This is a genomic window from Variovorax sp. P4_B10 (assembly GCF_056402375.1).
Map to the genome: position 1 here is coordinate 56897 of NZ_JBFUHN010000014.1, position 25024 is coordinate 81920.

At 67.3% G+C, this 25024-nt stretch carries 21 protein-coding genes; 6 read left to right on the forward strand and 15 right to left on the reverse strand.

Features of this window, described 5'->3' with window-relative positions:
- Positions 1-2 precede the first annotated feature (2 nt).
- The gene (locus AC1DXX_RS09505) at positions 3-965 is read left to right on the forward strand and encodes a DnaJ C-terminal domain-containing protein (protein WP_478133930.1); all 963 of its coding nucleotides are present in this window, start codon (positions 3-5) and stop codon (positions 963-965) included.
- A 2-nt stretch (positions 966-967) separates the two neighbouring features.
- A complete protein-coding gene (locus AC1DXX_RS09510) occupies positions 968-1285 on the forward strand; it encodes a chaperone modulator CbpM (RefSeq protein WP_478133931.1) in 318 nt (105 codons plus the stop codon).
- Positions 1286-1303: 18 nt separating this feature from the next.
- Here the strand turns inward: AC1DXX_RS09510 and AC1DXX_RS09515 are convergent, their stop codons facing one another.
- Positions 1304-3043: a dipeptidase gene (locus AC1DXX_RS09515; protein WP_478133932.1), complete on the reverse strand. Its 1740-nt coding sequence runs from the start codon at positions 3041-3043 to the stop codon at positions 1304-1306.
- 438 nt (positions 3044-3481) lie between these two features.
- Positions 3482-5221, reverse strand: coding sequence for a dipeptidase (locus AC1DXX_RS09520; RefSeq protein WP_478133933.1), 1740 nt, complete (start codon positions 5219-5221; stop codon positions 3482-3484).
- A 63-nt stretch (positions 5222-5284) separates the two neighbouring features.
- On the opposite strand from AC1DXX_RS09520, the gene AC1DXX_RS09525 reads away from it, so the two are divergent.
- Positions 5285-5860 carry a DNA-3-methyladenine glycosylase I gene (locus AC1DXX_RS09525; RefSeq protein WP_478133934.1) on the forward strand — a complete coding sequence of 192 codons (576 nt, stop codon included), beginning with the start codon at positions 5285-5287 and terminating at the stop codon, positions 5858-5860.
- Positions 5861-6247: 387 nt separating this feature from the next.
- On the opposite strand, the gene AC1DXX_RS09530 is transcribed toward AC1DXX_RS09525, so the two are convergent.
- The 5 genes from AC1DXX_RS09530 to AC1DXX_RS09550 all read right to left on the reverse strand — a co-directional run bounded on the left by AC1DXX_RS09530 (position 6248) and on the right by AC1DXX_RS09550 (position 10713).
- Positions 6248-6589, reverse strand: a complete 342-nt coding sequence (locus AC1DXX_RS09530; RefSeq protein ID WP_478133935.1) for an alpha/beta hydrolase — start codon at positions 6587-6589, stop codon at positions 6248-6250.
- Between the two features lie 163 nt (positions 6590-6752).
- Positions 6753-7631 carry an isocitrate lyase/PEP mutase family protein gene (locus tag AC1DXX_RS09535; RefSeq protein WP_478133936.1) on the reverse strand — a complete coding sequence of 293 codons (879 nt, stop codon included), beginning with the start codon at positions 7629-7631 and terminating at the stop codon, positions 6753-6755.
- Positions 7632-7634: 3 nt separating this feature from the next.
- A complete protein-coding gene (locus AC1DXX_RS09540; protein ID WP_478133937.1) occupies positions 7635-9098 on the reverse strand; it encodes a bifunctional 2-methylcitrate dehydratase/aconitate hydratase in 1464 nt (487 codons plus the stop codon).
- A gap of 38 nt (positions 9099-9136) precedes the next feature.
- On the reverse strand, positions 9137-10294 hold the full coding sequence (gene prpC, locus AC1DXX_RS09545; protein ID WP_478133938.1) for a bifunctional 2-methylcitrate synthase/citrate synthase: 1158 nt from the start codon (positions 10292-10294) through the stop codon (positions 9137-9139).
- The gene (locus AC1DXX_RS09550; protein WP_478133939.1) at positions 10291-10713 is read right to left on the reverse strand and encodes an acyl-CoA thioesterase; all 423 of its coding nucleotides are present in this window, start codon (positions 10711-10713) and stop codon (positions 10291-10293) included. Before AC1DXX_RS09550 ends, prpC begins: the two co-directional genes overlap by 4 nt.
- A gap of 105 nt (positions 10714-10818) precedes the next feature.
- Here AC1DXX_RS09550 and AC1DXX_RS09555 point away from each other — a divergent pair, with 105 nt between their 5' ends.
- On the forward strand, positions 10819-12330 hold the full coding sequence (locus tag AC1DXX_RS09555; protein WP_478133940.1) for a short-chain fatty acyl-CoA regulator family protein: 1512 nt from the start codon (positions 10819-10821) through the stop codon (positions 12328-12330).
- Here the strand turns inward: AC1DXX_RS09555 and AC1DXX_RS09560 are convergent.
- Together AC1DXX_RS09560 and metE are read right to left on the reverse strand one after the other, a co-directional pair.
- Positions 12272-13135 (reverse strand): hypothetical protein, encoded by an 864-nt coding sequence (locus AC1DXX_RS09560; protein ID WP_478133941.1) that lies wholly within the window; start codon positions 13133-13135, stop codon positions 12272-12274. The two genes, AC1DXX_RS09555 and AC1DXX_RS09560, sit on opposite strands and share 59 nt — an antisense overlap.
- A gap of 38 nt (positions 13136-13173) precedes the next feature.
- The gene (gene metE, locus AC1DXX_RS09565) at positions 13174-15528 is read right to left on the reverse strand and encodes a 5-methyltetrahydropteroyltriglutamate--homocysteine S-methyltransferase (protein ID WP_478133942.1); all 2355 of its coding nucleotides are present in this window, start codon (positions 15526-15528) and stop codon (positions 13174-13176) included.
- Positions 15529-15630: 102 nt separating this feature from the next.
- Here metE and AC1DXX_RS09570 point away from each other — a divergent pair, with 102 nt between their 5' ends.
- Positions 15631-16557 carry a LysR family transcriptional regulator gene (locus AC1DXX_RS09570; protein WP_478133943.1) on the forward strand — a complete coding sequence of 309 codons (927 nt, stop codon included), beginning with the start codon at positions 15631-15633 and terminating at the stop codon, positions 16555-16557.
- A gap of 365 nt (positions 16558-16922) precedes the next feature.
- Here the strand turns inward: AC1DXX_RS09570 and AC1DXX_RS09575 are convergent, their stop codons facing one another.
- Together AC1DXX_RS09575 and gcvA are read right to left on the reverse strand one after the other, a co-directional pair.
- The gene (locus AC1DXX_RS09575) at positions 16923-17594 is read right to left on the reverse strand and encodes a DUF1345 domain-containing protein (RefSeq protein ID WP_478133944.1); all 672 of its coding nucleotides are present in this window, start codon (positions 17592-17594) and stop codon (positions 16923-16925) included.
- A gap of 24 nt (positions 17595-17618) precedes the next feature.
- Positions 17619-18596, reverse strand: coding sequence for a transcriptional regulator GcvA (gcvA, locus tag AC1DXX_RS09580; RefSeq protein ID WP_478133945.1), 978 nt, complete (start codon positions 18594-18596; stop codon positions 17619-17621).
- Positions 18597-18760: 164 nt separating this feature from the next.
- Between gcvA and AC1DXX_RS09585 the strand changes: the two genes are divergently transcribed.
- Positions 18761-20065, forward strand: a complete 1305-nt coding sequence (locus AC1DXX_RS09585; protein ID WP_478133946.1) for an MFS transporter — start codon at positions 18761-18763, stop codon at positions 20063-20065.
- 183 nt (positions 20066-20248) lie between these two features.
- Here AC1DXX_RS09585 and mmsB read toward each other — a convergent pair whose 3' ends face one another.
- From mmsB to AC1DXX_RS09605, 4 genes are read right to left on the reverse strand one after another with little or no spacing between them, the layout of a single operon-like run.
- Complete coding sequence (gene mmsB / locus AC1DXX_RS09590; protein WP_478133947.1) at positions 20249-21145, reverse strand: 3-hydroxyisobutyrate dehydrogenase; 897 nt, start codon at positions 21143-21145, stop codon at positions 20249-20251.
- A 31-nt stretch (positions 21146-21176) separates the two neighbouring features.
- Positions 21177-22292: an enoyl-CoA hydratase/isomerase family protein gene (locus tag AC1DXX_RS09595; protein WP_478133948.1), complete on the reverse strand. Its 1116-nt coding sequence runs from the start codon at positions 22290-22292 to the stop codon at positions 21177-21179.
- 38 nt (positions 22293-22330) lie between these two features.
- Complete coding sequence (locus tag AC1DXX_RS09600) at positions 22331-23485, reverse strand: acyl-CoA dehydrogenase family protein (RefSeq protein WP_478133949.1); 1155 nt, start codon at positions 23483-23485, stop codon at positions 22331-22333.
- Positions 23486-23497: 12 nt separating this feature from the next.
- Positions 23498-25021 carry a CoA-acylating methylmalonate-semialdehyde dehydrogenase gene (locus tag AC1DXX_RS09605; protein WP_478133950.1) on the reverse strand — a complete coding sequence of 508 codons (1524 nt, stop codon included), beginning with the start codon at positions 25019-25021 and terminating at the stop codon, positions 23498-23500.
- Positions 25022-25024 lie beyond the last annotated feature (3 nt).

The window sequence follows — 25024 nt, forward strand, 5'->3', positions numbered from 1 at the left end:
TCATGGAATTCAAGGACTACTACAGCGCACTGGGCATCGAGCGCACCGCGTCCGACGACGAAGTGCGCAAGGCCTACCGCAAGCTCGCTCGCAAGTACCACCCCGACGTCAGCAAGGAACCCGACGCCGAGAAGCGCATGCGCGACATCAACGAGGCCAACGACGTGCTGCGCGACAAGGAAAAGCGCGCGGCCTACGACGCCCTGGCCGACCGCGTCGCGCGCGGCGGCAGCCCCGAGGGCGACTTCCAGCCTCCGCCGGGCTGGGACGCAGGCTTCGAGTTCCACCGCGGCCCCCGCCAGGGCCCGGCCGACCATGCGGACTTCAGCGAGTTCTTCTCGTCGCTGTTCGGCGAGGCCGAGCGGCGCGGGGCGGCACGGCAGAACTACCGCGCACGCGGCGAAGACCACCATGCGGCCATCGAGATCGCGCTCGAGGACGCGCTCAACGGCGCCGAGCGCGAGATCACGCTGCGCGCGCAAACCGTCGACACGCACGGCCGCCCGCAGTGGGAGAACCGCACGCTCAGCGTCAAGATCCCGCCGGGCGTGCACCCGGGCCAGTTCATCCGCCTCGCGGGGCAAGGCATGCCCGGCCACGGCGGCGAAGCGGCCGGCGACCTGTACCTCGAAGTGCGCATCGCACCGCACAAGCTGTACCGCGTGGAAGAACGCGACATCTACATGACGCTGCCCGTCACGCCCACCGAGGCCGCCCTCGGTGCGCAGGTGCACGTGCCGACACCGGCCGGCGGCGTGGTCGAGGTCACGGTGCCGCGCCATGCCCGCAACGGCATGAAGCTGCGGCTCAAGGGCCGCGGCCTCAAGGGCAAGACGCCCGGCGACCTGTACCTGCTGATCGAGGTCGCGCTGCCGCCCGCCGACAACGACGCGACACGCAAGGCCTACGAGCAACTGGCGCAGGCCGCCTCTTCGTTCAACCCGCGCCAGCATCTGGGAGTTTGAGCATGGCGACCGTTTCCGTCACAACCGCAACCGCCATCAGCGCCTCGCAACCGCTCGCGCTGAACGAACTGGCCCATGCTGTCGGCGCCGACACCGCCTGGGTGGTGCAACTGGTCGAGGTCGGCATCGTGCAGGTCACCACGGCCGAAGCGCCGCCCGAGCGCTGGCAGTTCTCGAGCACCGACCTGCAATGTGCGCTCGAGGCGCGCCGGCTCGAACGCGACTTCGGCGTGGGCCTCGATGCCGCCGCGCTGATCCTCGACCTGCAGCATGAGGTGCGGCGGCTGAAGGCCGTGCTGCAGGTGCACGGCCTGCGCTGACCGCAAGCCGCGCCGCGCTTACTGCATCTGCTGCAGGTTGCCGATGCGCACCAGCATCTCGGTGAACATCTGCAGATCGGCGTCGAGGTCGGGCACCTCCTTGTACTCCTTGGCGTTGTGCCCCGTGTACTTCTTGCCTGGCATGCCGGGGCCGAAGCTGATCGCGTTGGGCATCTGCTTGGCCGTGGTGGCGCCGGCCGCGGACACGGGCTTGGCTTCGAGCCCGGTGGTGTCGCCGTAGATGTCGAGCAGGGTCGCGAGCCAACGGCCCGAGGGGTCGCGCGCCATCCAGTTGCCCTGGTCGTACTTGATCTCGACCTGGGCCTTGTTCGCCGCCGCCCATTCGTTGATCTTCGCAGTCACCTGCGCCTTGAGTTCATCGGGCGTGCGGCCACGCGGCATGCGCGTGTTGACCGCCATGACCAGCCGGCCGTCGGCGCCCGTGCGAATCAGGTTGGGAGAGAAAGTCAGCGGGCCCATGAAGTCGTCCCTGTAGCCCACGCCCATCTTTTCGCCGAGGTAGCCGGTGCCGTAGAGCGTGTCGATGTACTTGATCGCTTTCAGGAACTGGTTGTCGGCCAGCGTGACGCCCGACTCCTGCAGGAACAGGCCGAGCCGCGGCAGCGGGTTCACGCCGTTCTGGGGTTCCGAGCCGTGGGCCGAGGTGCCGGTGACCTTGATGTCGATGCTGTCGGTGCCGCGCGAGATCGCGATCGCGAACTTGCCGCCCTGCGGCTCGTACTTCTGCAGGAAGGCCGGCTTCGCTGCTTCGAGTTTCGCGAGCGCCGCTGCGAGGTCGCCGCCCTTGAGCGTGGCGGTGGCGGTCTGCGATATCGCGTTGACCGCGGCGGCGGCGCCCATGTCGGTGATCGCGGTGACGGTGCCATCGGTCTTCTCCGCGGGGAAGAACACGCTCAGCGAGCCCGCGCCCTTCTCGGCCACGACCGCGGGGTAGCCGCTGTCGAGCACGATGTTGTACTCCGGCAGCTTCGTCTTGCCGCGGTAGTACTCCATCGCGTCGCCGCCGGTTTCCTCGGTGGTCTCGATCATCAGGCGCATGCTGCGCTCGATCGGCAGGCCGCTTTCCTTCACCGTCTTCATCGCATAGAGCACGGCCGCGATCGAGCCCTTGTCGTCGATGGTGCCGCGGCCGTAGAGGCGGTCGCCCACGCGGGCCAGCTTGTACGGATCGAGCCGCGTGCCGTCGTCGAGCACCCATTCGGAGAGCACCGCGGGCACCACGTCCGAATGCGTGAGGATGCCGAACTCTTCAGTGCCCTTGCCCTTGAGGCTGACTTCGAAGATGCGGTTGTCGACGTTGCGGTAGGCGAGCCCGAAATCCTTCGCCATCTTCTCGACCAGCTTGCCGAAGTCGATGATCGTCGGGTTCTCGTGCGGCGGCACCTGCACGTTGCGCGCCGTCGGCAGCGCCACCATGGCACCGAGGCTCGCGATCACCGCCTTCTGGTTGTGCAGGCGGTTGTAGAGGCCGAGCAGGCGCGCGATGTTGGTGAGGTCGTCGCCGGCCAGCGGCGCCTTCTTGCGGTAGGCGGCCACGGCGGGCTTCAGCGCGGGGTTGGCCTTCTCGGCCTGGGCCAGGAAAGCATTGAAGCTGGACGCGGGCTTGCCGCCTTGCCAGGCCGCGGCCAACTGGTCGAGCGCGGGTTTCTTGAGCGTCTCTGCAAAGGCCGGTGCGGTGAGGCCTGCTGCCATCAAGCCCAGGGTAAGGGCCGGCAAAGAGAAACGAAATTGCTGCATGAGCGTGACTCCCTGTTCACAAAAATGGAAGCCTTCGACGATACCCGAGGCGCGTCTTGCGACATGCCTCTTCGCGCTACGAAGAAACGTTGCAGAGGCATCGGGAGGTACGACTTTAGGGCCTATGTTGAGGCCGCGTTGGGATGCTGCTGCTGTTCAGGGCGCGCTCACGCCGACGGTGTGCTCTGCTCCGCGAATGTCCCCCGGCGCGGCCTAGGGCCGCATGCCTCCTCCTTTATTTCGCTGCGCAGAGCACACCATCGGCGTGAGCGCTCAGCGCAGCGGTTGATCGGCCAGCACAACGACCGCGCTCATCGTGCACAGGGCACCGGGTGCTCCCCGCAGCGAAATAAAGGAGGAGCGAAGCGGGGGACATTCGCGGAGGGGAGTACCCGGTGGCCTGTGCACGCGCCCCGAACGGCCCGAGCATCGCGCCCGTTACTGCATCTGCTGCAGATTCCCGATCCGCACCAGCATCTCGGTGAACATCTGCATGTCGGCATCGAGGTCCGGCACTTCCTTGTATTCCTTGGCGTTGTGCGCGGTGTATTTCTTGCCGGGCATCGCGGGCCCGAAGTTGATCGCGTTGGGCATCAGCTTGGCGGTGGTGCTACCGGCCGTGGGCACGGGCTTGGCTTCGAGGCCAGTGGTGTCACCGTAGATGTCGAGCAGGGTCGAGAGCCATGCACCCTTGGGGTCGCGGGCCATCCAGTTGCCCTGATCGTGGTTCACTTCGAGCTTCACCTGGTTGGCGGCGGCCCAGCCGTTGACCTTGGCGGCCACCTGCGACTTCAACTCATCGGGCGTGCGGCCGCGCGGCATGCGCACGTTGACCGTGACTTCGAGCTTGCCGTCCGCGCCCATGCGGATCAGGTTGGGCGAGAAAGTCAGCGGCCCCATGAAGTCGTCCTTGTAGCCCAGGCCCATCTTCTCGCCGAGGTAACCGGTGCCGTAGAGCGCGTCGATGTACTTGACGGCCTTCAGGTAGTGGTTGCTGGCCAGCGGTGCGCCGGACTCCTGCAGGAAGAGCGCAAGGCGCGGCAGCGGGTTCACGCCCTCTTCGGGCCGTGAGCCATGGGCCGAGACGCCCGTGACCTTGAGATCGATGCTGTCGGCGCCGCGTGCGATGTCGATGGCGAACTTGCCGCCCTGCCCTTCGTACTTCTGCAGGAAGGCGGGCCTGGCGGCTTCGAGCTTGGCGGCAACCGCTGCGAGATCGCCGCCCTTGAGCGTGGCGATGGCCGTCTGCGAAATCGCATTGGCCGAGGCGGCGCCGCTCATCGCGGTGATGGCGGTCGCGGCACCATCGACCGTTTCGGCGGGGAAGAACACCTTGAGTGCGCCCGAGCCCTTCTCGGCCACGACGGCAGGGTACTTGCTGTCGAGCACGATGTTGTAGGCCGGCAGGGGCGTCTTGCTGCGGTAGTACACCATCGCATCGCCGCCGGTTTCCTCGGTGGTCTCGATCATCAGGCGGATGCTGCGGTCGATGGGCAGCCCGCTGTCCTTCACGGCCTTCATGGCGTAGAGCACGGCGGCGATCGAGCCCTTGTCGTCGATGGTGCCGCGGCCGTAGAGGTAGTCGCCCACGCGGGTCATCTTGAACGGATCGAGGCGCGTGCCGTCGTCGAGCACCCATTCGGAGAGCACCGCGGGCACCACGTCGGCATGCGTGAGGATGCCGAACTCCTCGCTGCCCTTGCCCTTCAGGCTGACCTCGAAGATGCGGTTGTCGACATTGCGATAGGCCAGCCCGAAATCGCCGGCCATCTTCTCGACCAACTTGCCGAACTCGATGATGGGTGGGCTTTCGTGCGGAGGTACCTGCACGTTGCGAACCGTGGGAATCGCCACCATGGTGCCGATGCTCGCGATCACGGCCTGCTGGTTCTGCAGGCGGTTGTAGAGGCCGAGCAGGCGCGCGATGTTGACGAGATCGTCGCCGGCCAGCGGCGCCTTGCTGCGGTAGGCGGCAACAGCCGGCTGCAGCACGGGGTTGGCCTTGGCGGCTTGCGTCAGGAAGGCGTTGAAATCGGCAGGTGCCTTGCCGCCGCCCTGCCATGCCGCGGCCAGCTGGTCGAGCGCGGGCTTCTTGAGCGTTTCGGCGAAGGCCGGTGCACCAAGGCCGAGCGCGAGGCCCAATGAAAGGGCCGACAATGAAAATCGAAAATGCTGCATCAGGGTGACTCCCTCATTCTGAAAACATCTCCCGACGATAGCCGAGCGAAGAAGAACCGAACAATGAGCAACAGCACTGCCACGACAACCCGCTGCGCCTGGGCCCAGACCGATGCGCTGCTGGCCAACTACCACGACGCCGAATGGGGCGTGCCCGAGCGCGACAGCCGCGCGCTGTGGGAGAAGCTGATGCTCGACGGTTTCCAGGCCGGTCTGTCGTGGCTCACCATCCTGCGCAAGCGCGATGCGTTCCGCAAGGCCTTCAAAGATTTCGCGCCCGAGAAGATCGTCAAGTTCACCCCCGCCGACGTCGACCGGCTGATGGAGGACGCCGGCATCGTGCGCTCGCGTTCGAAGATCGAAGCCACCATCGGCAATGCGCGCGCCTATCTCGCGATGCAGGCGGCCGGCGAAGATTTCTCCGAATTCATCTGGGGCATGGCGGGCGGCAAACCCATCGTCAACAAGACCGGCCAGGTGCCGACCCAGACGCCGCTGTCGGAAGAGATTTCGAAGGCGCTCAAGAAGCGCGGCTTCAAGTTCGTCGGGCCGGTGATCGTCTACGCGTGGATGCAGGCCACGGGCATCGTGGACGACCACGCACCCGACTGCCACCGGCACGGATCGAAGCTGGAATGAAACCCTGCTTTTCGATTCGTCGCGTTGGGGGCATTCGGGGCGCGATCACGCCGACGGGGTACCTTGCTCCGCGAATGTCCCCCGGCGCGGCCTAGGGCCGCAGGCCTCCTCCTTTATTTCGCTGCGCAAGGCACCCCATCGGCGTGATCGCTCAGAGCACTGGTTGATCGGCCGMAAACCGGCAGCGTGCCCTCGTGCACAGGGCACCGGGTGCTCCCCGCAGCGAAAYAAAGGAGGAGCGAAGCGGGGGACATTCGCGGAGGGGAGTACCCGGTGGCCTGTGCACGCACCCTGAACAAGAGCACCCCGAAAAAAACCGGACCGCGCTTTCGCGCGGTCCGGTTCTTGTTTGGCTTGTGACCTGAAGCGGCTTGCGCCGCTGTCGGATTACAGGCCGGCCTGGCGCGTGAAGCTGCGTGCTTGTGCGGGCACGACGCTGTCGGCGAAGGCTTCGCGGCGCAGGTTCTGGCCCGGCGCGTGCGCAGCGGCAACGGCTTCGTTGCGGACGGCAGCGCGATCGGCCGAAGCGGTCAGCGTGGGAGCCACGGTGGACGAAACGGCATCGCCGTATTCGTTGCCGGCACGGGCGGCTGCAGCAGCCTGGGGCGCCACGTCGGCGCGGCTGTAGCCGGAAGTCAGGGGCTGCACGCCTTCATAGGTTTCTGCATGGGCGCCGGCAGCGGCGAGCAGGGACAGAGCGGCGGCGGCGAGGATGTTCGAGGTCTTCATTTCAATTTCCTTCTTGATTGGGCTTTGGATGCCCTGAAGTTTGCACCACGATTCCAAGGGAAAACCCTAGGCATTCGAATCGCAGTGTTCATGAAACTGAAACAATGACGCGGAACTTTTTGACGAGGCTAAGTCAAGTGCCGTTCTGTCGCGCAAAACCCGGTTAGTTTGCGTACTTTTTCTCTAGCTCATCAAGCAGTGGCTTGCCGACAAGCCGCTGCCGCTCGGCAAACGGAGCGACCAGCGCCGGGTCTTCGTCGAGGCGCCGGGTGTCGCGCAGCACAGTCAATGCACGTTGCATGCCAGCCACCGCGCCCTGCAATGCGGCGTTGGCGTACAGCACGAAGCCGTAGCCCAGCGTGCCGAGCTCCTCGGCCCCGAAAGTCGGCGTCTTGCCGCCGATCACCATGTTCGCGAGCTGCGGCTTGCCGAGCCGCCGGGGCATCGCACGCACCTCGTCGGCCAGCGTCACGGCCTCGACGAACAGGATGTCGGCGCCGGCCTCGCTGAACTTCTGCGCGCGCTCGATGGCGGCCTCGAAGCCATGCACGGCCGCGGCATCGGTGCGGGCCATGACAAGCAGGTCCGCGTCTTGCCGCGCATCGACGGCCGCCTTGATCTTGCCGAGCATCTCATCGGTATCGATCACCGCCTTGCCCGTGAAGTGGCCGCAGCGCTTGGGACTCACCTGGTCCTCGAGCTGGATGCAGTCGGCCCCTGCCCGCTCGAGCACGCGCACCGTGTGCCGCACGTTGAGCGCATTGCCGAAGCCGGTATCGGCATCGACCAGCAGCGGCAGGCTCACCGCATCGCGGATGCGCGCCGTGTGCTCGGCAATCTCGTGCAGGCCCATGAAGGCCTGGTCGGGCAGGCCGAGGTACATGTTGGTCACGCCGGCCCCGGTGATGTAGATCGCCTCGAAGCCGAGGTCTTCGATCACGCGGGCGGACATCGCGTTGAACGCGCCCGGCACCAGCACGCCGCGGCGCGCCTCGGCCAGCCGGCGCAGGGTCTTCTTCGGTGATTCGTTGTTCGCTGGCATGGTTCAGGCGGTGTACAGGTCGACGTACGCGTGCACCGGCATCGCTTCGAGCTTCTTCGCATCGAGCGACACGTCCAGAATCGCCTGCTGCTGCTTCGGTGCGAAGCGGCGCGCCAGGTTGGTCCGGAACTTGGCCTCGAGCAGCGGAATGCCGTCCGCGCGGCGGCGCCTGTGGCCGATCGGGTACTCGACCACCACCTCGGAAAAGCTCGTGCCGTCCTTGAACTGCACGGTCAGCGCATTGGCGATGCTGCGCTTCTCGGGGTCGTGGTAGTCGGCAGTGAACTGCGGGTCTTCCACGCAGACGATCTTGTCGCGCAACACGTCGATGCGCGGGTCGCTCGCCACGCTGTCCTCGTAGTCGCCAGCCGTGAGGCGGCCGAAGATCATCGGCACCGCCACCATGTACTGGATGCAGTGGTCGCGGTCGGCCGGGTTGTCGAGCGGCCCCTTCTTGTCGATGATGCGGATGCAGGCCTCGTGCGTGCGGATCGTCACCTGCTTGATGTCATCCACCGTCTTGCCCGACTTCTGCAGCTGCGCATGCAGCGCCATGCCCGCCTCCACCGCCGTCTGGCTGTGAAACTCGGCCGGGAAGCTGATCTTGAACAGCACGTTCTCCATCACGTAGCTGCCCCATTCGGATGCAGGGCGCTGGAACCTGAAGGGCTGGCCCTTGAACAGCACGTCGTAGAAGCCCCATGTCTTGGCGGTGAGCACGCTCGGGTAGCCCATCTCGCCGGTCTTCGCGATCAGCGCCAGGCGCACCGCGCGGCTGGTGGCATCGCCCGCGGCCCAGCTCTTGCGGCTGCCGGTGTTGGGCGCATGGCGGTAGGTGCGCAGGCTCTGCCCGTCGACCCAGGCGAGCGACACGGCATTGATGATCTCGTCGCGTGTCAGGCCCATCAGCCGCGCCACCACGGCGGTCGAGGCCACCTTGACCAGCACCACGTGATCGAGCCCGACCTTGTTGAACGAGTTCTCCAGCGCGAGGCAGCCCTGGATCTCGTGCGCCTGGATCAGCCCGGTGAGCACGTCGCGCATGGTCAGCGGCGCGCGGCCGGCGGCCACCGCGTTGCGGCTGAGCCAGTCGGCCGTGGCGAGGATGCCGCCGAGGTTGTCGCTCGGATGGCCCCACTCCGCCGCAAGCCAGGTGTCGTTGAAATCGAGCCACCGGATCATCGTGCCGATGTTGAAGGCCGCCTGGATCGGATCGAGCTGGTAAGGCGTGCCGGGCACCTTCGCGCCGTGCGGCACCACCGTGCCGGGCACGACCGGGCCGAGCAGCTTGGTGCAGGCCGGGTACTCGAGCGCTTCGAGGCCGCAGCCGAGCGTGTCGATCAGGCAGTGGCGGGCCGTTTCATAGGCGAGCGCGCTGCTGATCTTCCGGTGGGCGAGCACGTAGTCGACGATGTCGACCAGCACCTGGTCGGGTTCGGGGCGGACGTTGCTGATGTGAGCGGACATGGTTCTTCTCTGTTGCAGGTAAACGTGTGCGGAGGCCTTCAACGGCGGTCCGAGATCGGCACGAAGATCAGGTCTTCGGGACCGGTGTAGTTGGCACTCGGCCGGATGATCTTGTTGTCCTGCCGCTGCTCGATGATGTGCGCGGCCCAGCCGCTGGTGCGCGCGATCACGAAGAGCGGCGTGAACATCGCGGTCGGCACGCCGAGCATGTGGTAGCTCACGGCGCTGAACCAGTCGAGGTTCGGGAACATCTTCTTCGCGTCCCACATCACAGTTTCCAGCCGTTCGGCAATGTCGTACATGCGGGTGGACCCGGCCTCGTCGGAGAGCTGCCTGGCCACCCGCTTGATGACGATGTTGCGCGGGTCCGAGACGGTGTACACCGGGTGACCGAAGCCGATCACGACCTCCTTGGCTTCCACACGGCGGCGGATGTCGGCCTCGGCTTCGTCGGGCGTGTCGTAGCGCTTCTGGATCTCGAAGGCCACCTCGTTGGCACCGCCGTGCTTGGGTCCACGCAGCGCGCCGATGGCGCCGGTGATGGCCGAGTACACGTCGGAACCCGTGCCGGCCACCACGCGCGCGGTGAAGGTCGAGGCGTTGAACTCGTGCTCGGCGTAGAGGTTGAGCGAGGTGTGCATCGCGCGCTCCCAGCTTGCGGAAGGTGCACGGCCGTGCAGCAGGTGCAGGAAGTGCGCGCCGATCGAGTCGTCTTCCGTCTCGACCTCGATGCGCCGGCCTTGCGTGGACCAGTGGTACCAGTACAGCAGCATCGAGCCCAGCGAGGCCATCAGGCGGTCGGCGATGTCGCGTGCGCCGGGCAGCGAATGGTCGTCCTTCTCGGGCAGCACGCAGCCGAGCGCCGACACGCCGGTGCGCATCACATCCATCGGATGGGCACTGGCGGGCAGGCGCTCCAGCGCCTCCTTCACGCTCGCGGGCAGGCCGCGCATCGCCTTGAGGCGTCCCTTGTAGGCGCGCAGCTCGGAGGCGGTCGGCAGCTTGCCGTGCACCAGCAGGTGCGCGATTTCCTCGAACTCGCAGACATCGGCGATGTCGAGGATGTCGTAGCCGCGGTAGTGCAGGTCGTTGCCGGTGCGCCCCACGGTGCACAGCGCGGTGTTGCCCGCGGTCACGCCCGACAGCGCGACGGATTTCTTCGGCTTGAAGCCGGCGGCTTGTACGGTCTCGGTCATACGGTCTCCTCGAATGTCTGTTCATGAAGGCGCGGCGGATTCGCCAGCCGCACCGGCCGTCCGGCGGCATCCACCGCCACCATCTCGAATTCGCCGTCGAGCACGCGCGTCAACGCCTCGGTGGCCACGTCCTGCACGCTGCCGGCCACGCGCACGGTGAGCGAGCTGCGGCCGATGCGCGACACCTGCGCGTCCAGCACCAGCGTGCTGCCCAGCCGCACCGGCGCATGAAACAGCACCTCGCCGCAGCGCGCCATCACCACGTCGCCGCGCACGAAGCCGCGGCCGGAGAGGAACGCCGCCTTCGACAGCAGCTGCAGCGCCTGCCCGCCGAACAGCGTGCCGTAGTGGTTGGTATGTTCCGGGAACACCACCTCGATCAGTCGGACCGTGCCGCGTGCGTTTTGYATGATTCGCAATTTACGCAAGATCGTGCCCATAATGAAGACCTGAATTGGCGAATGATTGCGAAGACGGCACACCAGATTTGCGAATCTTGCGAATATCGAAGAACGGATCGAACGATGAAGAAGACCTTCATGGGTGTGCGCCTGCGGAGCCTGCGCGAAGAGCGCGGCCTGAGCCAGCTCGCGCTCGCGCAGCAGCTCGGCCTCTCGCCGAGCTACCTGAACCAGATCGAGCAGAACCAGCGGCCGCTCACCGTGCCGGTGCTGCTGCGCCTGCATGCCACGCTGGGCGTCGATATCCAGGCCTTCTCGGAAGACGAAGAGGCGCGGCTCGTTGCCAGCCTGCGCGAGGCGCTGGCCGACAACCCCGGCGGCGATGCCGTCGCGCTCGCCGAGCTGCGCGAAGTCGCCACGCAGATGCCGGCCGTGGGCCGCGCACTGGTGGCGCTGCACCAGCGGCACCGCGATGCGATGGAACGGCTCGAAGCGCTGGCCGGCGAACTCGGCGACGGCCGCGGCGACCTCGCGCGTATGCCGCAGGCGCGGCCCATGCCTTTCGAGGAGGTGCGCGACTTCTTCTTTGCGCACCAGAACCACATCGCCCCGCTCGACAACGCCGCCGAGGCTTTCTCCGCGCAATGGCGCCTGCGCGAAGGCAACCCGGGCGACCGGCTCGCGCATCGCCTGCTGGAAGCGCACGGCGTGCAGGTGGTCCCGGCCGAGGACGACGAAGGCGGCGCGCAACGCCGCTTCGACCCGGCAACGCGCGTGCTGCGGCTGTCGCGCTACCTGGAGCCCGGCCAGCATGCCTTCCAGCTCGCGACGCAACTCGCGTTCCTCGAAGTCGGCGACACGATCGACGAGCTGGTCGCCGAAGCGCCGCTGTCGAGCGACACCGCGCGCTCGCTCGCGCGCATCGGCCTGGCCAACTACTTCGCCGCCGCGCTGCTGCTCCCCTACGGCGTGTTCCTCGAAGCGGCCGAGCAGTTGCGCTACGACATCGACCAGCTGGCACGGCGCTTCGGCGTGGGCTTCGAAACCATCTGCCACCGCCTGAGCTCGCTGCAGCGGCCCGAGGCGCGCGGCGTGCCCTTCTTCCTCATTCGCGTCGACCGCGCGGGCAACATCTCGAAGCGGCAGTCGGCCACGCACTTCCATTTCTCGAAGACCGGCGGCACCTGCCCGTTATGGAACGTGTACGAGGCCTTCGCGCAGCCCGGCCGCGTGCTCACGCAGCTGGCGCGCATGCCCGACGGCCGCGCCTACCTCTGGATCGCGCGCACGGTGTCGCACGGCTTTCGCGGCTACGGCTCGCCCAACAAGACCTTCTCGATCGGGCTGGGCTGCGACATCAGCCATGCCACGCGGCTCGTCTACTCCAAGGGCATGGACCTGCGCGACCCCGAGGTGCCGACACCCATCGGCGCGGGCTGCAAGGTGTGCGAACGCGAGGCCTGCCCGCAGCGCGCCTTTCCGTTCGTGGGGCGGCCGCTCGACGTGGACGAGAACCAGAGCCGCTTCATGCCCTATGCCGTGGCGCCCGACAGGTACGGCGCCGCGCGCGCCGCCGTCAGGAGCGGGGCCAGCCGCGCACCAGCGTCCGGATCGCCACGGCGCCGCTCCCCTTGACCTCGGCGCGGTAGGTGCCCACCAGCGCCTCGCGTTCGGCCGCGGCCTGCGGGTCGTTGCGCCAGGCGAGCAAGGCCGCCACGTCCGCATCCGGCAGCGCAGCGAGCAGCGCCTGCGCGACCTGCTTCTCGAACTCGCGCGCCACCGTCAGCAGGTTGCGCGGGCGCGGCGAGGTGATGCCGCGCGACCACAACGTGTCGACGGCCATGTCGAGCGTGCGGTCCGGCAGCGATGTGAACTGGCCGGCGTTGCCGCGGGCCAGTTGCTTGACGATGGCGCTCAGCAGCAGCTGGCTGGAGAAATCGACTTCGCGCGTATCGGCCACGGCCATGCGCTCGAGCAGCTCGGTGCGTGCAGGGTCGGCCGGCTTCGCGCGCTCGCGGTTGAAGAATTCCACCTTGCCTGCATCGTCCATCGCGGCGTAGTCGGCGCGCAGCTTGGCGAACCGGGCCACGGCCTCCAGCACCTGGGGTCCCGGTGCGGCACCGCCCTTGCCCACAGCGGCCACCTCCTGCAGGATCGCAGCCACCGAGGCCTTGACATCGAACGACCGCGCGGCGGCGGTGTCCAGCGCCGCGAGCGCCTTGTCGGCGATGGCCTGGTCCGGCGGGTCCAGCAGCTGGCGCGCATCGCGCGACACGGCACCGGGCGCATACGCGGCCTGGTAGCGCGCCTGCACGCCTTCGAACTGCAACAGCGCCTGGGCGCGGTCCTGCGCCCAGGCCATGGCCGGGGCAAGCCACAGCGACAGCAGGAGAAAAGGCGCGAGGGAAAAACGTTTCGCAACGGGAGAGGAGACGGTCATGGCGCCATTATTGGCGCTCGCCATGACCGCCCCCCGCTTCAGGCTGCCGCCAATTCCTTGCGCAGCAGCTTCGCGGCCGTGACCATGTTGGCCAGCGCCGCCTCCGTCTCGGGCCAGCCGCGGGTCTTGAGGCCGCAGTCGGGGTTGATCCAGAGGTTCTCGTGCGGCACCACGTCCGCGGCCTTGCGCATCAGGCGCACGATCTCGTCGACTGAGGGCACGCGCGGCGAATGGATGTCGTACACGCCCGGGCCGATCTCGTTCGGGTAGCGGAAGCCGCCCGCATCGTTCTCGCCGCCCAATCCGCCGAACGCGCGCAGCAGCTCCATGTCGGAGCGGCTGGTCTCGATGGTGATCACGTCGGCATCCATGGCCGCGATCTCCGGCAGGATGTCGTTGAACTCCGAATAGCACATGTGGGTGTGGATCTGCGTCTCGTCGCGCACGCCCGAGGCGCTGATGCGGAAGGCGCGCGTGGCCGACCTCAGGTAGGCGGGCCAGCCGGCACGGCGCAGCGGCAGGCCTTCGCGAATGGCGGGCTCGTCGATCTGGATGATGCCGATGCCGGCGCCTTCGAGGTCCACCACCTCGTCGCGGATCGCCCAGGCGATCTGCTCGCAGGTGGTGCTGCGCGGCTGGTCGTCGCGCACGAAGGACCACTGCAGGATGGTGACCGGGCCGGTCAGCATGCCCTTCATCGGCAGCTTCGTCAGGCTCTGCGCATAGGCGGTCCACGCGACCGTCATCGGCGCGGGGCGCGCCACGTCGCCGAAGATCACCGGCGGCTTGACGCAGCGCGAGCCGTACGACTGCACCCAGCCGTTGGCGGTGAAGGCAAAGCCGTCGAGCTGTTCGCCGAAGTACTCGACCATGTCGTTGCGCTCGGCCTCGCCGTGCACCAGCACGTCGATGCCGAGCTCCTCCTGCTTGCGCACGGCCCCTGCGATTTCGGCGCGCATCTTCTCGCGGTAGCCCGCCGCGTCGAGTTCGCCGCGCTTGAAGGCGGCGCGCGCGGCGCGGATCTCAGGGGTCTGCGGGAACGAGCCGATGGTGGTGGTCGGCAACGCGGGCAAGGCGAAGCGCGTGCGCTGCACCGACTGGCGCCGCGTGAAGGCGGACGCGCGCTGGTCGTCACCGGCCACGCTGCGTGCAAGGCGCAGCGCCACGTCGACGCGGTGCACGCGCGGGCTGCTGCGGCGCGCCGCCACAGCGGTGCGTGCCGCCTTGAGTTCTTCCGCGACCGAAGCTTCGCGGCCGTCGAGGACGGCGCGCAGCACGCGCAATTCATCCAGTTTCTCGACGGCGAAGGCAAGCCACGACTTGAGCTCGGCGTCGAGCTTGTTCTCCGCAGCAAGGCTGAACGGCACATGCAGCAGCGAGCACGATGGGGCGATCCAGAGTTCGGCACGGTTCCTGTCGATCACCGGACGCAGCGTGGCGAGCGCCGCGTCGGGATCGGTGCGCCAGATGTTGCGGCCGTCGACGATGCCGACCGACAGCACCTTGTGCGCCGAGAGCCAGTCGGCCACGCCGATCAGTTCCTGCGGCGAGCGCACCGCGTCCACGTGCAGGCCGGCCACCGGCAGCTGGCAGGCCAGGCGCAGGTTGTCGGACAGCGGCGAGAAGTAGGTGGCGAGCAGCAGCTTGGGCGCGCTGCGGGCCAGCTGCCAGTAGGCACGCTCGAAGGCGTTGCGCCACGCATCGGGCAGGTCCAGGCCGAGGATGGGCTCATCGATCTGCACCCACTCCACGCCCTGCTGCTTGAGGCGGTTCAGCACCTGTTCGTACACCGGCAGCAGCGCATCGAGCAGCGAGAAGCGGTCGAAGCCGGCCTCTTTCCCCTTGCCCAGGTACAGGAAGCTCAGCGGCCCGAGCAGCACGGCCTTGACCGCGTGTCCGGCCTGCTGCGCCTGCGCCACCTCGTCGAACAGGCGCGTCGAGGCCAGCTTGAACTGCGTGGCCGCAGTGAACTCGGGCACCAGGTAGTGGTAGTTGGTGTCGAACCACTTGGTCATCTCCAGCGCGAAGGTGCCTTCGGTGCCGTGGTTGCAGCTGGCATCGTGCACATGGCCGGCTTCGTCTTCCACACCGCGCGCCATCTTGAAATAACGCGACAGTTCGGGTTCGTCGCCGCTGAAGCCGAAGCGTGCCGGCTCGCAGCCAAGCAGCTGGATGTGGTTGGCCACGTGGTCGTAGCAGGCGAAGTCGCCCACGGTCACGAAGTCGAGCCCCGCGTCGCGCTGGGCCTGCCAGTGGCGCGCGCGCAACGCCTCGCCGACCGCCTCGAGTGCGTCGCGGTCGATCTCGCCTCGCCAGTGCTTTTCGAGTGCGAACTTCAGTTCGCGGTGGGCGCCCATGCGCGGAAAGCCGAGGGTGTGGGTACGGGTGGTCATTGCAGGAAATCCGGTCGCTTGAATCTTGAGAGCCCGCAATGGTCACCCTTTGGGGTCTATGATTCAAACGAAACCTTTTGCCCATTCACTTGAATCGTATTCATGTTGCAATCGATCCTCGAGATACGCCACCTGCGCACGCTCATTGCGCTGCGCGACACCGGCAGCCTGGTGCGCGCGGCGCAGCTGCTCAACCTCACGCAGTCGGCGCTGTCGCACCAGGTCAAGCTGCTCGAAGACCGCTATGGCGCGCAGCTCTTCGAGCGCAAGTCGGTGCCGCCGCAGTTCAGCACCACGGGGCTTCGGCTGCTGCAGCTGGCCGATACGGCGCTGCCGCTGATCGAGGAAGCGGAGCGCGACGTGGCGCGGCTCGCGCTCGGCCGCAGCGGCCAGTTGCGCATCGTGGTCGAGTGCCACACCTGCTTCGACTGGCTGATGCCCGCGATGGACGCCTTCCGCCAGCGCTGGCCCGAGATCGAGCTCGACATCGTCTCGGGCTTCCACCCCGACCCGATCGCGCTGGTGATGCAGAACCGTGCCGAGGTGGCGATCGTTTCCGAGGAAGACCCGGACGAGACGGTCGACTACCACGCGCTGTTCCGCTTCGAGATCGTGGCGCTGCTCGCCAACGACCACGCGCTGACGGCCAAGACCCACCTCACGGCGCGGCACTTTGCTGACCAGACGCTGATCACCTACCCCGTGCCCGACGAGATGCTCGACATCGTGCGGCAGGTGCTGGCGCCGGCCGGCGTGGAACCCGCGCACCGGCGCACGACCGAGCTCACCGTCGCGATGCTGCAGCTCGTGGCCAGCGGCCGCGGCGTGGCGACGCTGCCGCTGTGGGCGGTGCAGAACTACCTCGATCGCGGCTACGTCACCGCAAGGCGCGTCGGCAGCAAGGGCCTGACGGGACGGCTCTACATGGCCTGCACGCAGGCCACCTCGGGCCAGCCGTGGCTCGCCGATTTTGTGCGCATCACGCGTGAGAGCTGCTTCAAGAGCCTGCCGGGGATTGAGTTGCTCTGAGAGCCTCTGTTCAGGGTGCGTGCACAGGACACCGGGTACTCCCCTCCGCGAATGTCCCCCGCTTCGCTCCTCCTTTATTTCGCTGCGGGGAGCACCCGGTGCCCTGTGCACGATGGGCGCGGCCGTTGTGCTGGCCGATCAACCGCTGCGCTGAGCGATCACGCTGGCGGTGTGCTCTGCGCAGCGAAATAAAGGAGGAGGCATGCGGCCCTAGGCCGCGCCGGGGGACATTCGCGGAGCAGAGCACACCGTCGGCGTGAGCGCGCCCTGAACAGCAACACCCTCCCATGTTCTGCGCCGTGAAGTTCACCTTCGGATCGCAGGCCACGCGACGAAGGAAGTCCATCGACGGTATGCCACGGCGCTCAAAACATGCTCGCGCCGATGTTGATGAGCAATGCGAGCACGGTCGTATTGAAGAGGTACGCCAGGAGGCAATGGACCGAGCCGATGCGGCGCATGGGCTTGGAGACGAAGGACACGTCCGCGGTCTGCCCCGAGGTGCCGATCACTGCGGAAAAGTAGAAGAAGTCGCCGTAGTCCGGCGACTCGTCGTCCGGAAATTGAATGCCGGCCTTCTTTCCGTGGCATGCCGCGGCGTAGTAGTCGTGCGCATAGTGGAGCGCGAACATGATCTGGATGAAGGCCCACGAGGACACCACCGTGAGGCCGGCCAGCGCGATGTGCGCGACCTTCTCGATGCCGTGCATGTCCTTCACCACCGCAAGCTCGCCCCCGATGGCTGCCAGGCTCGCGATCGCGGACACAACCACCAGCACGAGGATGACGGTCTGACCCTCGTCCTGCAATTGCGCGCGGTAGCGCATGCGCTGCTGCGACGACCGGCTCATCATGGTCGCCGCAAGCAGCACATAGAGGCATGCCCCGGTGTTCCAGGCGATCAGCAGGCGCGTGACGAGGTGGGCCTCGATGGTCGATGGCAGGAGAAAGCCCACGGCAATGGCGATGGCCGTGGCGATGAAAAGCCGCGGCCGTGCGGCCATCTGGCGGAGGAATCGGTGTCGTTTCAGTTTCATGGGGCCTTGGAAAGCCCCCCGCCATCAGGATCGCGGCAAAGAGGTCTTGCCTGCGAATGTCGGCGAAGCTCTCTTGCGGCCACCTGACGAAGGACGCTTTGCCGCAACAGGGCTGGACGCATTGCGCGCTGTCTCGAGGAGCCAATCGCGGAAAGCCGCGACCTTCGGCCGGTCATGGCTGCCTTCCGGGTACACGAGGTAGTAGGCGAAGTCTTCGAGCCATGTCACGGCCGAGAGCTGCACGAGCCGGCCTTCCGCGAGGTCGTCGGCCACCACCGCGGCCGGCAGCAAGGCTGCGCCCTGCCCCGTGAGCACCGCCTTCAGCAGCAGGCCCGAATCGTCGAAGGACGGACCGCGGGCCGGCCCCATGTCCTCGATGCCCTGCGCCTGGAACCACAGCTGCCAGCCCTTGCGCTCGGTATCGTTCACGCGCGGCCAGCGTGCGAGCTCGGCCGGTGTCGCCGGCATGCCACGGCTCTTGACCAATGCGGGCGCTGCGACGGGAACGATCTCCACCGTCAACACGCGCTGGCTGCTCAACCCCGGATAGCGGCCCAGGCCATGGCGGATGGCGACATCCACGCCGTCGCGCGAGAAGTCGGCCATTGCGCTGCTGCTCACCACCTGCAAGTCGATGTCGGGGTGCGCATCCTGGAAGCCCTTGAGGCGCGGCACCAGCCATGCGGAGGCGAAGAACGGCGTGGCGCTCACCGTGAGGATGCCGGTCTCGGCGGGCACGGCCGCGCGGCGCGTGGCGTCGCTGATCTGGCGGAAGGCGTTGCGCACCGGCGGCAGGTAGGCCTGGCCCGCATCGGTGAGGAAGATGCCGCGGTTCACGCGGCGGAAAAGCGCAATGCCGAGGTGCAGCTCCAGCGCCTTGATGAGCTGGCTCACGGCGCCTGGGGTCACGCACAGCTCGTCCGCCGCGTTCTTCACCGAGAGATGGCGGGCGGCGGCCTCGAAGGCGCGGAGCGCATTGAGCGGCGGGAGCCGGTATTCCATTATTTAGTTTATCTAAACCCAAACCATCAGAATATCTGGTTTGCGGGGTCGGCTCCGAAAGAAGAATATTGACACATAAAGACCCGACGAGAAACCATCTTGCTGCATTCATCCGATTTCCATGGCCTCAGATATTCTGATCCTTCGGACATGGAGACACACCCATGAGCCCGTCCTCGCCCCCCTCGCCACGCGCACAGCTCTTCCGCGGCTGGTTCGTGGTCGCGGGCGCCTTCGCCGTGACCCTCGTGGGCTTCGGCAGCGCCTACACCTTCAGCGCGTTTCTCGAATCGCTGCAACGGGACTTCGGCGCCTCGCGCGGCTCGGTGTCGCTGGTGTTCTCACTCGCGGGCTTTCTCTACTTCGGGCTGGGGGTGATCAGCGGCCCGCTGGCAGACCGCTGGGGCTCGCGGCGGCTGGCCGTCGCGGGCATGGTGCTGGTCGGGCTGGGCCTCGCCATCGCGGGGCAGGCGCAAAGCCTCACGCAGATCTACCTCGCCTACGGGCTGGGCGTCGGGCTCGGGGTCGGCGCGTCCTATGTGCCCGTGCTGGGTGCGGTGCAGCGCTGGTTCGTCAGGCGCCGCGGGTTCGCATCGGGGCTCGCGGTCAGCGGCATCGGCGTGGGCACGCTGGTGATGCCGCCGCTGGCGTCGCTCCTCATCGAAAGCCTGGGATGGCGCCATGCCTATCTCGCACTCGGCGTCCTCGCGGTGGTGGCGGGCGTGGGCATGGCGCTGCTGATCGAGAACGATCCGCGCGACCGCGGGCTCGGGCCCGATGGCGATCCGCCGCAGCCGCAGGCGCGGTCGTCCGTGCCTTCAGGCGCTTCGGTGCGGGAGGCGGTGACGTCGCGGCGCTTCGCCGGTCTTTACGCGGCATGCCTGATCAGCTCGTTCGGGCTGTTCGTGCCCTTCGTCCATCTCGTGCCCTACGCGCTCGACCACGGCGTGCCGTCGGCCTCCGCGGTGCTGCTGCTGGGCGCGATCGGCGTCGGCAGCACCGCGGGCCGCTTCTTCCTCGGCGGGCTGGCCGACCGCATCGGCCGCCAGCTCGCGCTGCCGCTCATGTCCGCGGGCATGGCGCTTTCGCTGGTCGTGTGGGCCGTGTCCGGCGGGTTCTGGGGGCTGGCCATGTTCGCGTTCGCCTACGGCGTGTTCTACGGCGGCTTCGTGGCGCTGCTGCCGGCCCTGGTGATGGACTATTTCGGCGGCCGCAACATCGGCGCGATCATCGGCGTGCTCTACACCAGCGTGGCCGTCGGCACCCTGGTCGGGCCGAGCGCGGCGGGCTTTGCCTTCGACCTCAGCCACAGCTACATGCTGCCGATCCTGGCCAGCATCGGCGGGAACCTCGTGGCGGCCGGCATCCTGCTGGGGATGGCCCGGCGCGATGGTTCGGTAAAACCGGCCGCGCCCGGTCCGGTGCGGGGTACAGTCGGGAATGAACCCACAACCGCCCGCCGCTCCTAGCCCACCACCCGTGGCCGCTCCCGAACCCATCACCGAGTCGCAGGCGTTCAACCGTGCCTGGATGCTTTTCGCTGCGCTGTTCGTGATCGTGATGGGCCTGCTCTGGGCCGTCAATAAGTACTTCGGCTGAACTGGCGACCCGCACGGAGAGCGACCGACGCCCCGCCGCCCGCCGGCGCCTGATCAGGGCGCCTTCTGCACCAGCTTCAGCACGCTGGAGAAGTCCAGCGCGCCGTTGCCCGCGAGGCTGTGCGCCGCATACAGGCTGCGTGCCAGACCGCCGAGCGGCGTGGCGGCCCGCACGGCCGTCGCGTTCTCCTGCGCCAGGCCCAGGTCCTTGAGCATCAGGTCGGTGCCGAAGCCGCCCGCATAGTTCTTCGAGGCCGGCGACGTTTCCATCACGCCCGGCATCGGGTTGTACTTCTCGAGCGCCCAATTGCCGCCCGAGCTGCGGCGCATGATTTCGGACAGCACCTTCGGATCGAGCCCATTGGCCACGCCGAGCGCCAGCGCCTCGGAGGTGCCGATCATCAGGATGCCGAGCAGCATGTTGTTGCAGATCTTCGCGGTCTGCCCCGCACCCGCGGCGCCAGCGTGGAAGATGTTGGCGCCCATCTTCTCCAGCACGGGGCGGGCACGTTCCAGGTCCGCCGTCTCGCCGCCGACCATGAAGGTCAGCGTGCCGGCGACTGCGCCGCCGGTGCCGCCCGACACGGGCGCATCGATCATCGCGATGCCCTTGGCCGCAGCCGCTTCGGCCACCTTGCGCGAGGTGGCCGCGGCGATGGTGCTGCTGTCGATCACCAGCGTGCCGGCCCTGATGCTGTCGAGCAGGCCGGGCTTGCCGGCGCCGCCGAGAAACAGGCCTTCGACATGCGCGCTGGCCGGCAGCATGCTGATCACGACCTCGGCGTCGGCCACGGTCTCGGCAGCCGACTTCGCGATGGGCAGGCCTTCTGCGCCGAACTTCTTGCACGCATCGGCCGAGAGGTCGAAGGCGCTGAGCGTGTGGCCGGCCTTGAGCAGGTTCATGGCCATCGGGCCGCCCATGTTGCCGAGGCCGATGAATGCGATCTTCATGTGTTGTCTCCGTTGTCTTTGATGAATGCGCTCAGGCCAGCGAGGCCAGCTCCGCCGGCATCTCGCCGCGCGGGCGCAGGTGGTCCTCGATGAAGGCGGGCGTGATCTCTTCGATGGTGGCGGGGTTCCAGCGCGGGTTGCGGTCCTTGTCGATCAGTACCGCGCGGATGCCCTCGGCAAAGTCCTTGTGTGCGCAGAAGCCCAGCGAGGCCCAGTATTCGAGCCGGAACACCTCGGCCAGCGACATGCGGTGCACGCGCTGCCAGAGCTCGAAGCTCAGTGCGGCCGAACTCGGCGCGCCCTTGGCGAAGGTCTTGGAAGCGCTCTGCAGCCAGGCATCGTCGCTCTGCAGCGTGCGCAGGCGATTCGCGATGTCGATCAGGTCGTCGCCGGCCATCAGTGCGTTGATGGCGTCGTAGTGCTCGCGCACCTTGGAAGGCGGCATTTCCGCACCCTCGCCGGCCTTCGCCAGGATGCGCGACAGCGTGGCGCGGTCGGCCTTGTTGTCGCCGGCCCATCGGGCGGCGCCGATGGCTTCGAGCACCTGGCCTTTGCGCTCATGCGGCACCAGCAGGTCGGCCAGTCCGCAGAAGATGGCGTCGGCGGCATTGAGGTTCGCGGCCGTGAGTGCCAGGAACAGGCCCGTGCGCCCCGGCGTACGGCGCAGGAACCAGCTGCCGCCCACATCGGGGTAGAGGCCGATGTTGATCTCAGGCATGGCGATGCGGCTTTGCGTCGTGACCACGCGGTGCGAGCAGCCCGCCATGAGGCCCACGCCGCCGCCCATCACGATGCCGTGGCCCCAGCAGAGGAAGGGCTTGGGAAAGGTGTGGATCAGGTAGTCGAGCTCGTACTCTTCGCGGAAGAAGTCTTCGGCGTAGGTGTTGCGCGCAGGGCCGCATTCGAGCAATGTCTGATAAAGCTGGCGCAGGTCGCCGCCCGCGCAGAAGGCCTTTTCGCCCGCGGCCTGCATCAGCACGCCGACGATGCCGTCGTCCTTTGCCCATTCGCGCAGCTTGGGTGTGAGCAGGCGCACCATGTCCACCGACAGTGCATTGAGCGAGGCCGGTGCGTTGAGCGTGGCAACGCCGAAGCGCTGGCCGCCGGCGGTCTTGATTTCGTCGAAGAGAACTACGGAGTCGGTCATGGATTGGGATTCTTGAATGCGGGGTTGCGTCGGAAGCTTCAGCGGATGTCGCTGTCGCCTTCGAGCAATTTTCGCGCAACGATCACGCGCATGATCTCGTTGGTGCCTTCGAGGATCTGGTGCACGCGGGTATCGCGCACCAGCCGCTCCAGCGGGAACTCGCTCAGGTAGCCGTAGCCGCCGTGCAGTTGCAGCGCGTCGTTGCAGATGTTGAAGCCCGCATCGGTCGCGAAACGCTTGGCCATCGCGCAGTAGGTGCTGGCATCGGCATGGCCTGCGTCGAGCTTCGCTGCAGCGAGCCGCACCATCTGCCGCGCAGCGACCAGCTCGGTCGCCATGTCGGCCAGCTTGAACTGCAGCGCCTGGAAACTCGCGATCGGCTTGCCGAACTGCTGGCGCTCGTGCAGGTAGCGGCGGGCCGCGTCGAGCGCGCCCTGCGCCGCGCCCACCGAGCAGGTCGCGATGTTGATGCGCCCGCCGTCGAGCCCCTTCATGGCGATGCGAAAGCCCTCGCCTTCCTTGCCCAGCAGGTGGTCGGCCGGGATGCGCACGTTGTCGAAATTGATGGTGCGCGTGGGCTGGCTGTTCCAGCCCATCTTGTGCTCCTTCTTGCCGTAGCTCACGCCGGACGCGTCGGCAGGCACCGCGAAGGCCGAGATGCCGCCGGCACCACCGCCGCCCGTGCGCGCCATCAGCACCAGCACGTCGGTCGCGCCCGCGCCGGAGATGAAGGCCTTGCCGCCGTTGATGACGTACTCGTGGCCTTGCAACTCGGCGCGCGTCTTGAGCGAGCCCGCATCCGATCCGGCGCCCGGCTCGGTGAGGCAGTACGACGCGAGCTTGCGCCCGCTCGTGAGGTCTTCGCCCCATTGCGCGGCCACCGCATCGGTGGCCCAGCTGCCGAGCATCCACGTCGCCATGTTGTGGATCGTGATGAAGGCCGTGGTCGACGGGTCGACCGCGGCCATCTCCTCGAACACCAGCGCCGCGTCGAGCCGCGGCAGGCCGAGGCCGCCGATGCGCTCGGGCGCATAGAGCCCGCAGAAGCCCAGCTCGCCGGCCTTGGCGATGGCCTCCTTCGGAAAGATGGCCTCGGCGTCCCATTGCGCCGCATGGGGCGCGAACTCGGCCTGTGCAAAGTCGCGCGCACTCTGCGCGAAGGCGCGTTGCTCTTCGGAAAGTTCGAAGTCCATTCGCCCGGTTTCTTACTTGAGGCTGATGGTCGTATTCACACCGTGCGAGACGGTGCTGTCGTCGAACCAGCGTGCCGTCACGGTCTTGGTCTGCGTGTAGAACATGATGACCTGCTTGCCGTAGGGGCCCAGGTCGCCGAGCTTCGAAGCACGCGAACCGGTGAACGAGAACATCGGAACCGGCACCGGGATCGGCACGTTGATGCCGACCTGGCCCACGTCGATGTCTTCCTGGAAACGGCGCGCCGCAGCGCCCGATTGCGTGAAGATCGCCGTGCCATTGCCGTTCGGGTTGCTGTTGATCAGCGCGATGGCTTCGTCGATGTCTTCTGCATCGGCCACGCACAGCACCGGGCCGAACACTTCCTGGTCATAGATCGTCATGCCGGGCTTCACGCCCGAGAAGATCGTCGGGCCGACGAAGTTGCCCTTCTCGTAGCCGGGCACCGTGGGCTTGCGGCCGTCGAGTTCGAGCTTGGCACCGTCGGCCACACCGCGTTCGATGAGGCCGTTGACGCGGTCGTACGCAGCGCACGAAACCAGCGGACCCACGTCCACGCCCTTCTCGGTGCCGGCGCCGATCTTCAGCGTCTTGGCCTTCTCGATGAGTTCAGGCACCCACTTGCGCGCATCGCCCACCAGCACGGCCACCGACACCGCCATGCAGCGCTGACCCGCAGCGCCGAAGCTGGCGCCTGCCAGCGCATTGAGCGTCTGCTCCTTGTTCGCGTCGGGCATCACGATGGCGTGGTTCTTCGCACCCATCATGCATTGCACGCGCTTGCCGGCCAGCGTGGCGCGGTTGTAGACGTGCGTGCCGACCTTGGTCGAGCCGACGAAGCTGATCGCCTTGATGTCCTTGTGGTCGCAGATGCCGTTGACCACCGCTTCGCCGCCATGCACCACGTTGAGCACGCCGGGCGGAATGCCGGCTTCGAGCGCCAGTTCGCACAGGCGCATGGTGACCATCGGGTCCTGCTCGGAAGGCTTCAGCACGAAGGTGTTGCCGGTGACGATGGCCATCGGGAACATCCACAGCGGGATCATGGCCGGGAAGTTGAACGGCGTGATGCCGGCGCACACGCCCAGCGGCTGCAGCAGCGTGTAGGTGTCGACGCCGTTGGCCACGTTGTTGGCCAGCTCGCCGAGCTGCAGGTTGCCGATGTTCGATGCGTGCTCGACCACTTCGAGGCCGCGGAATACGTCACCCTCGGCGTCCGGCAGCGTCTTGCCCTGCTCGGCGGTGAGGATGGCGGCCAGCTCGCCCATGTGCTCGCGGATGAGCTGCTGCAGCTTCAGGAAGATGCGGGCGCGCGTGCCGATGGGCGTCTTGCGCCAGGTCTTGAAGGCTTCCTTGGCGGAGGCCACGGCGGCATCGAGCTCGGCCGGGGTTGCGAAGGGCACGCGGGCCAGCACCTGCTGCGTGGCCGGATTGACGATGTCGCGCCATTCGGTGGTCTGGGATTCGACGAGCTTGCCGCCGATCAAGAGCTTGACGGTGGCGACCTGGGTCGAAGGGGTGGTGGTGGCGTCCATGGG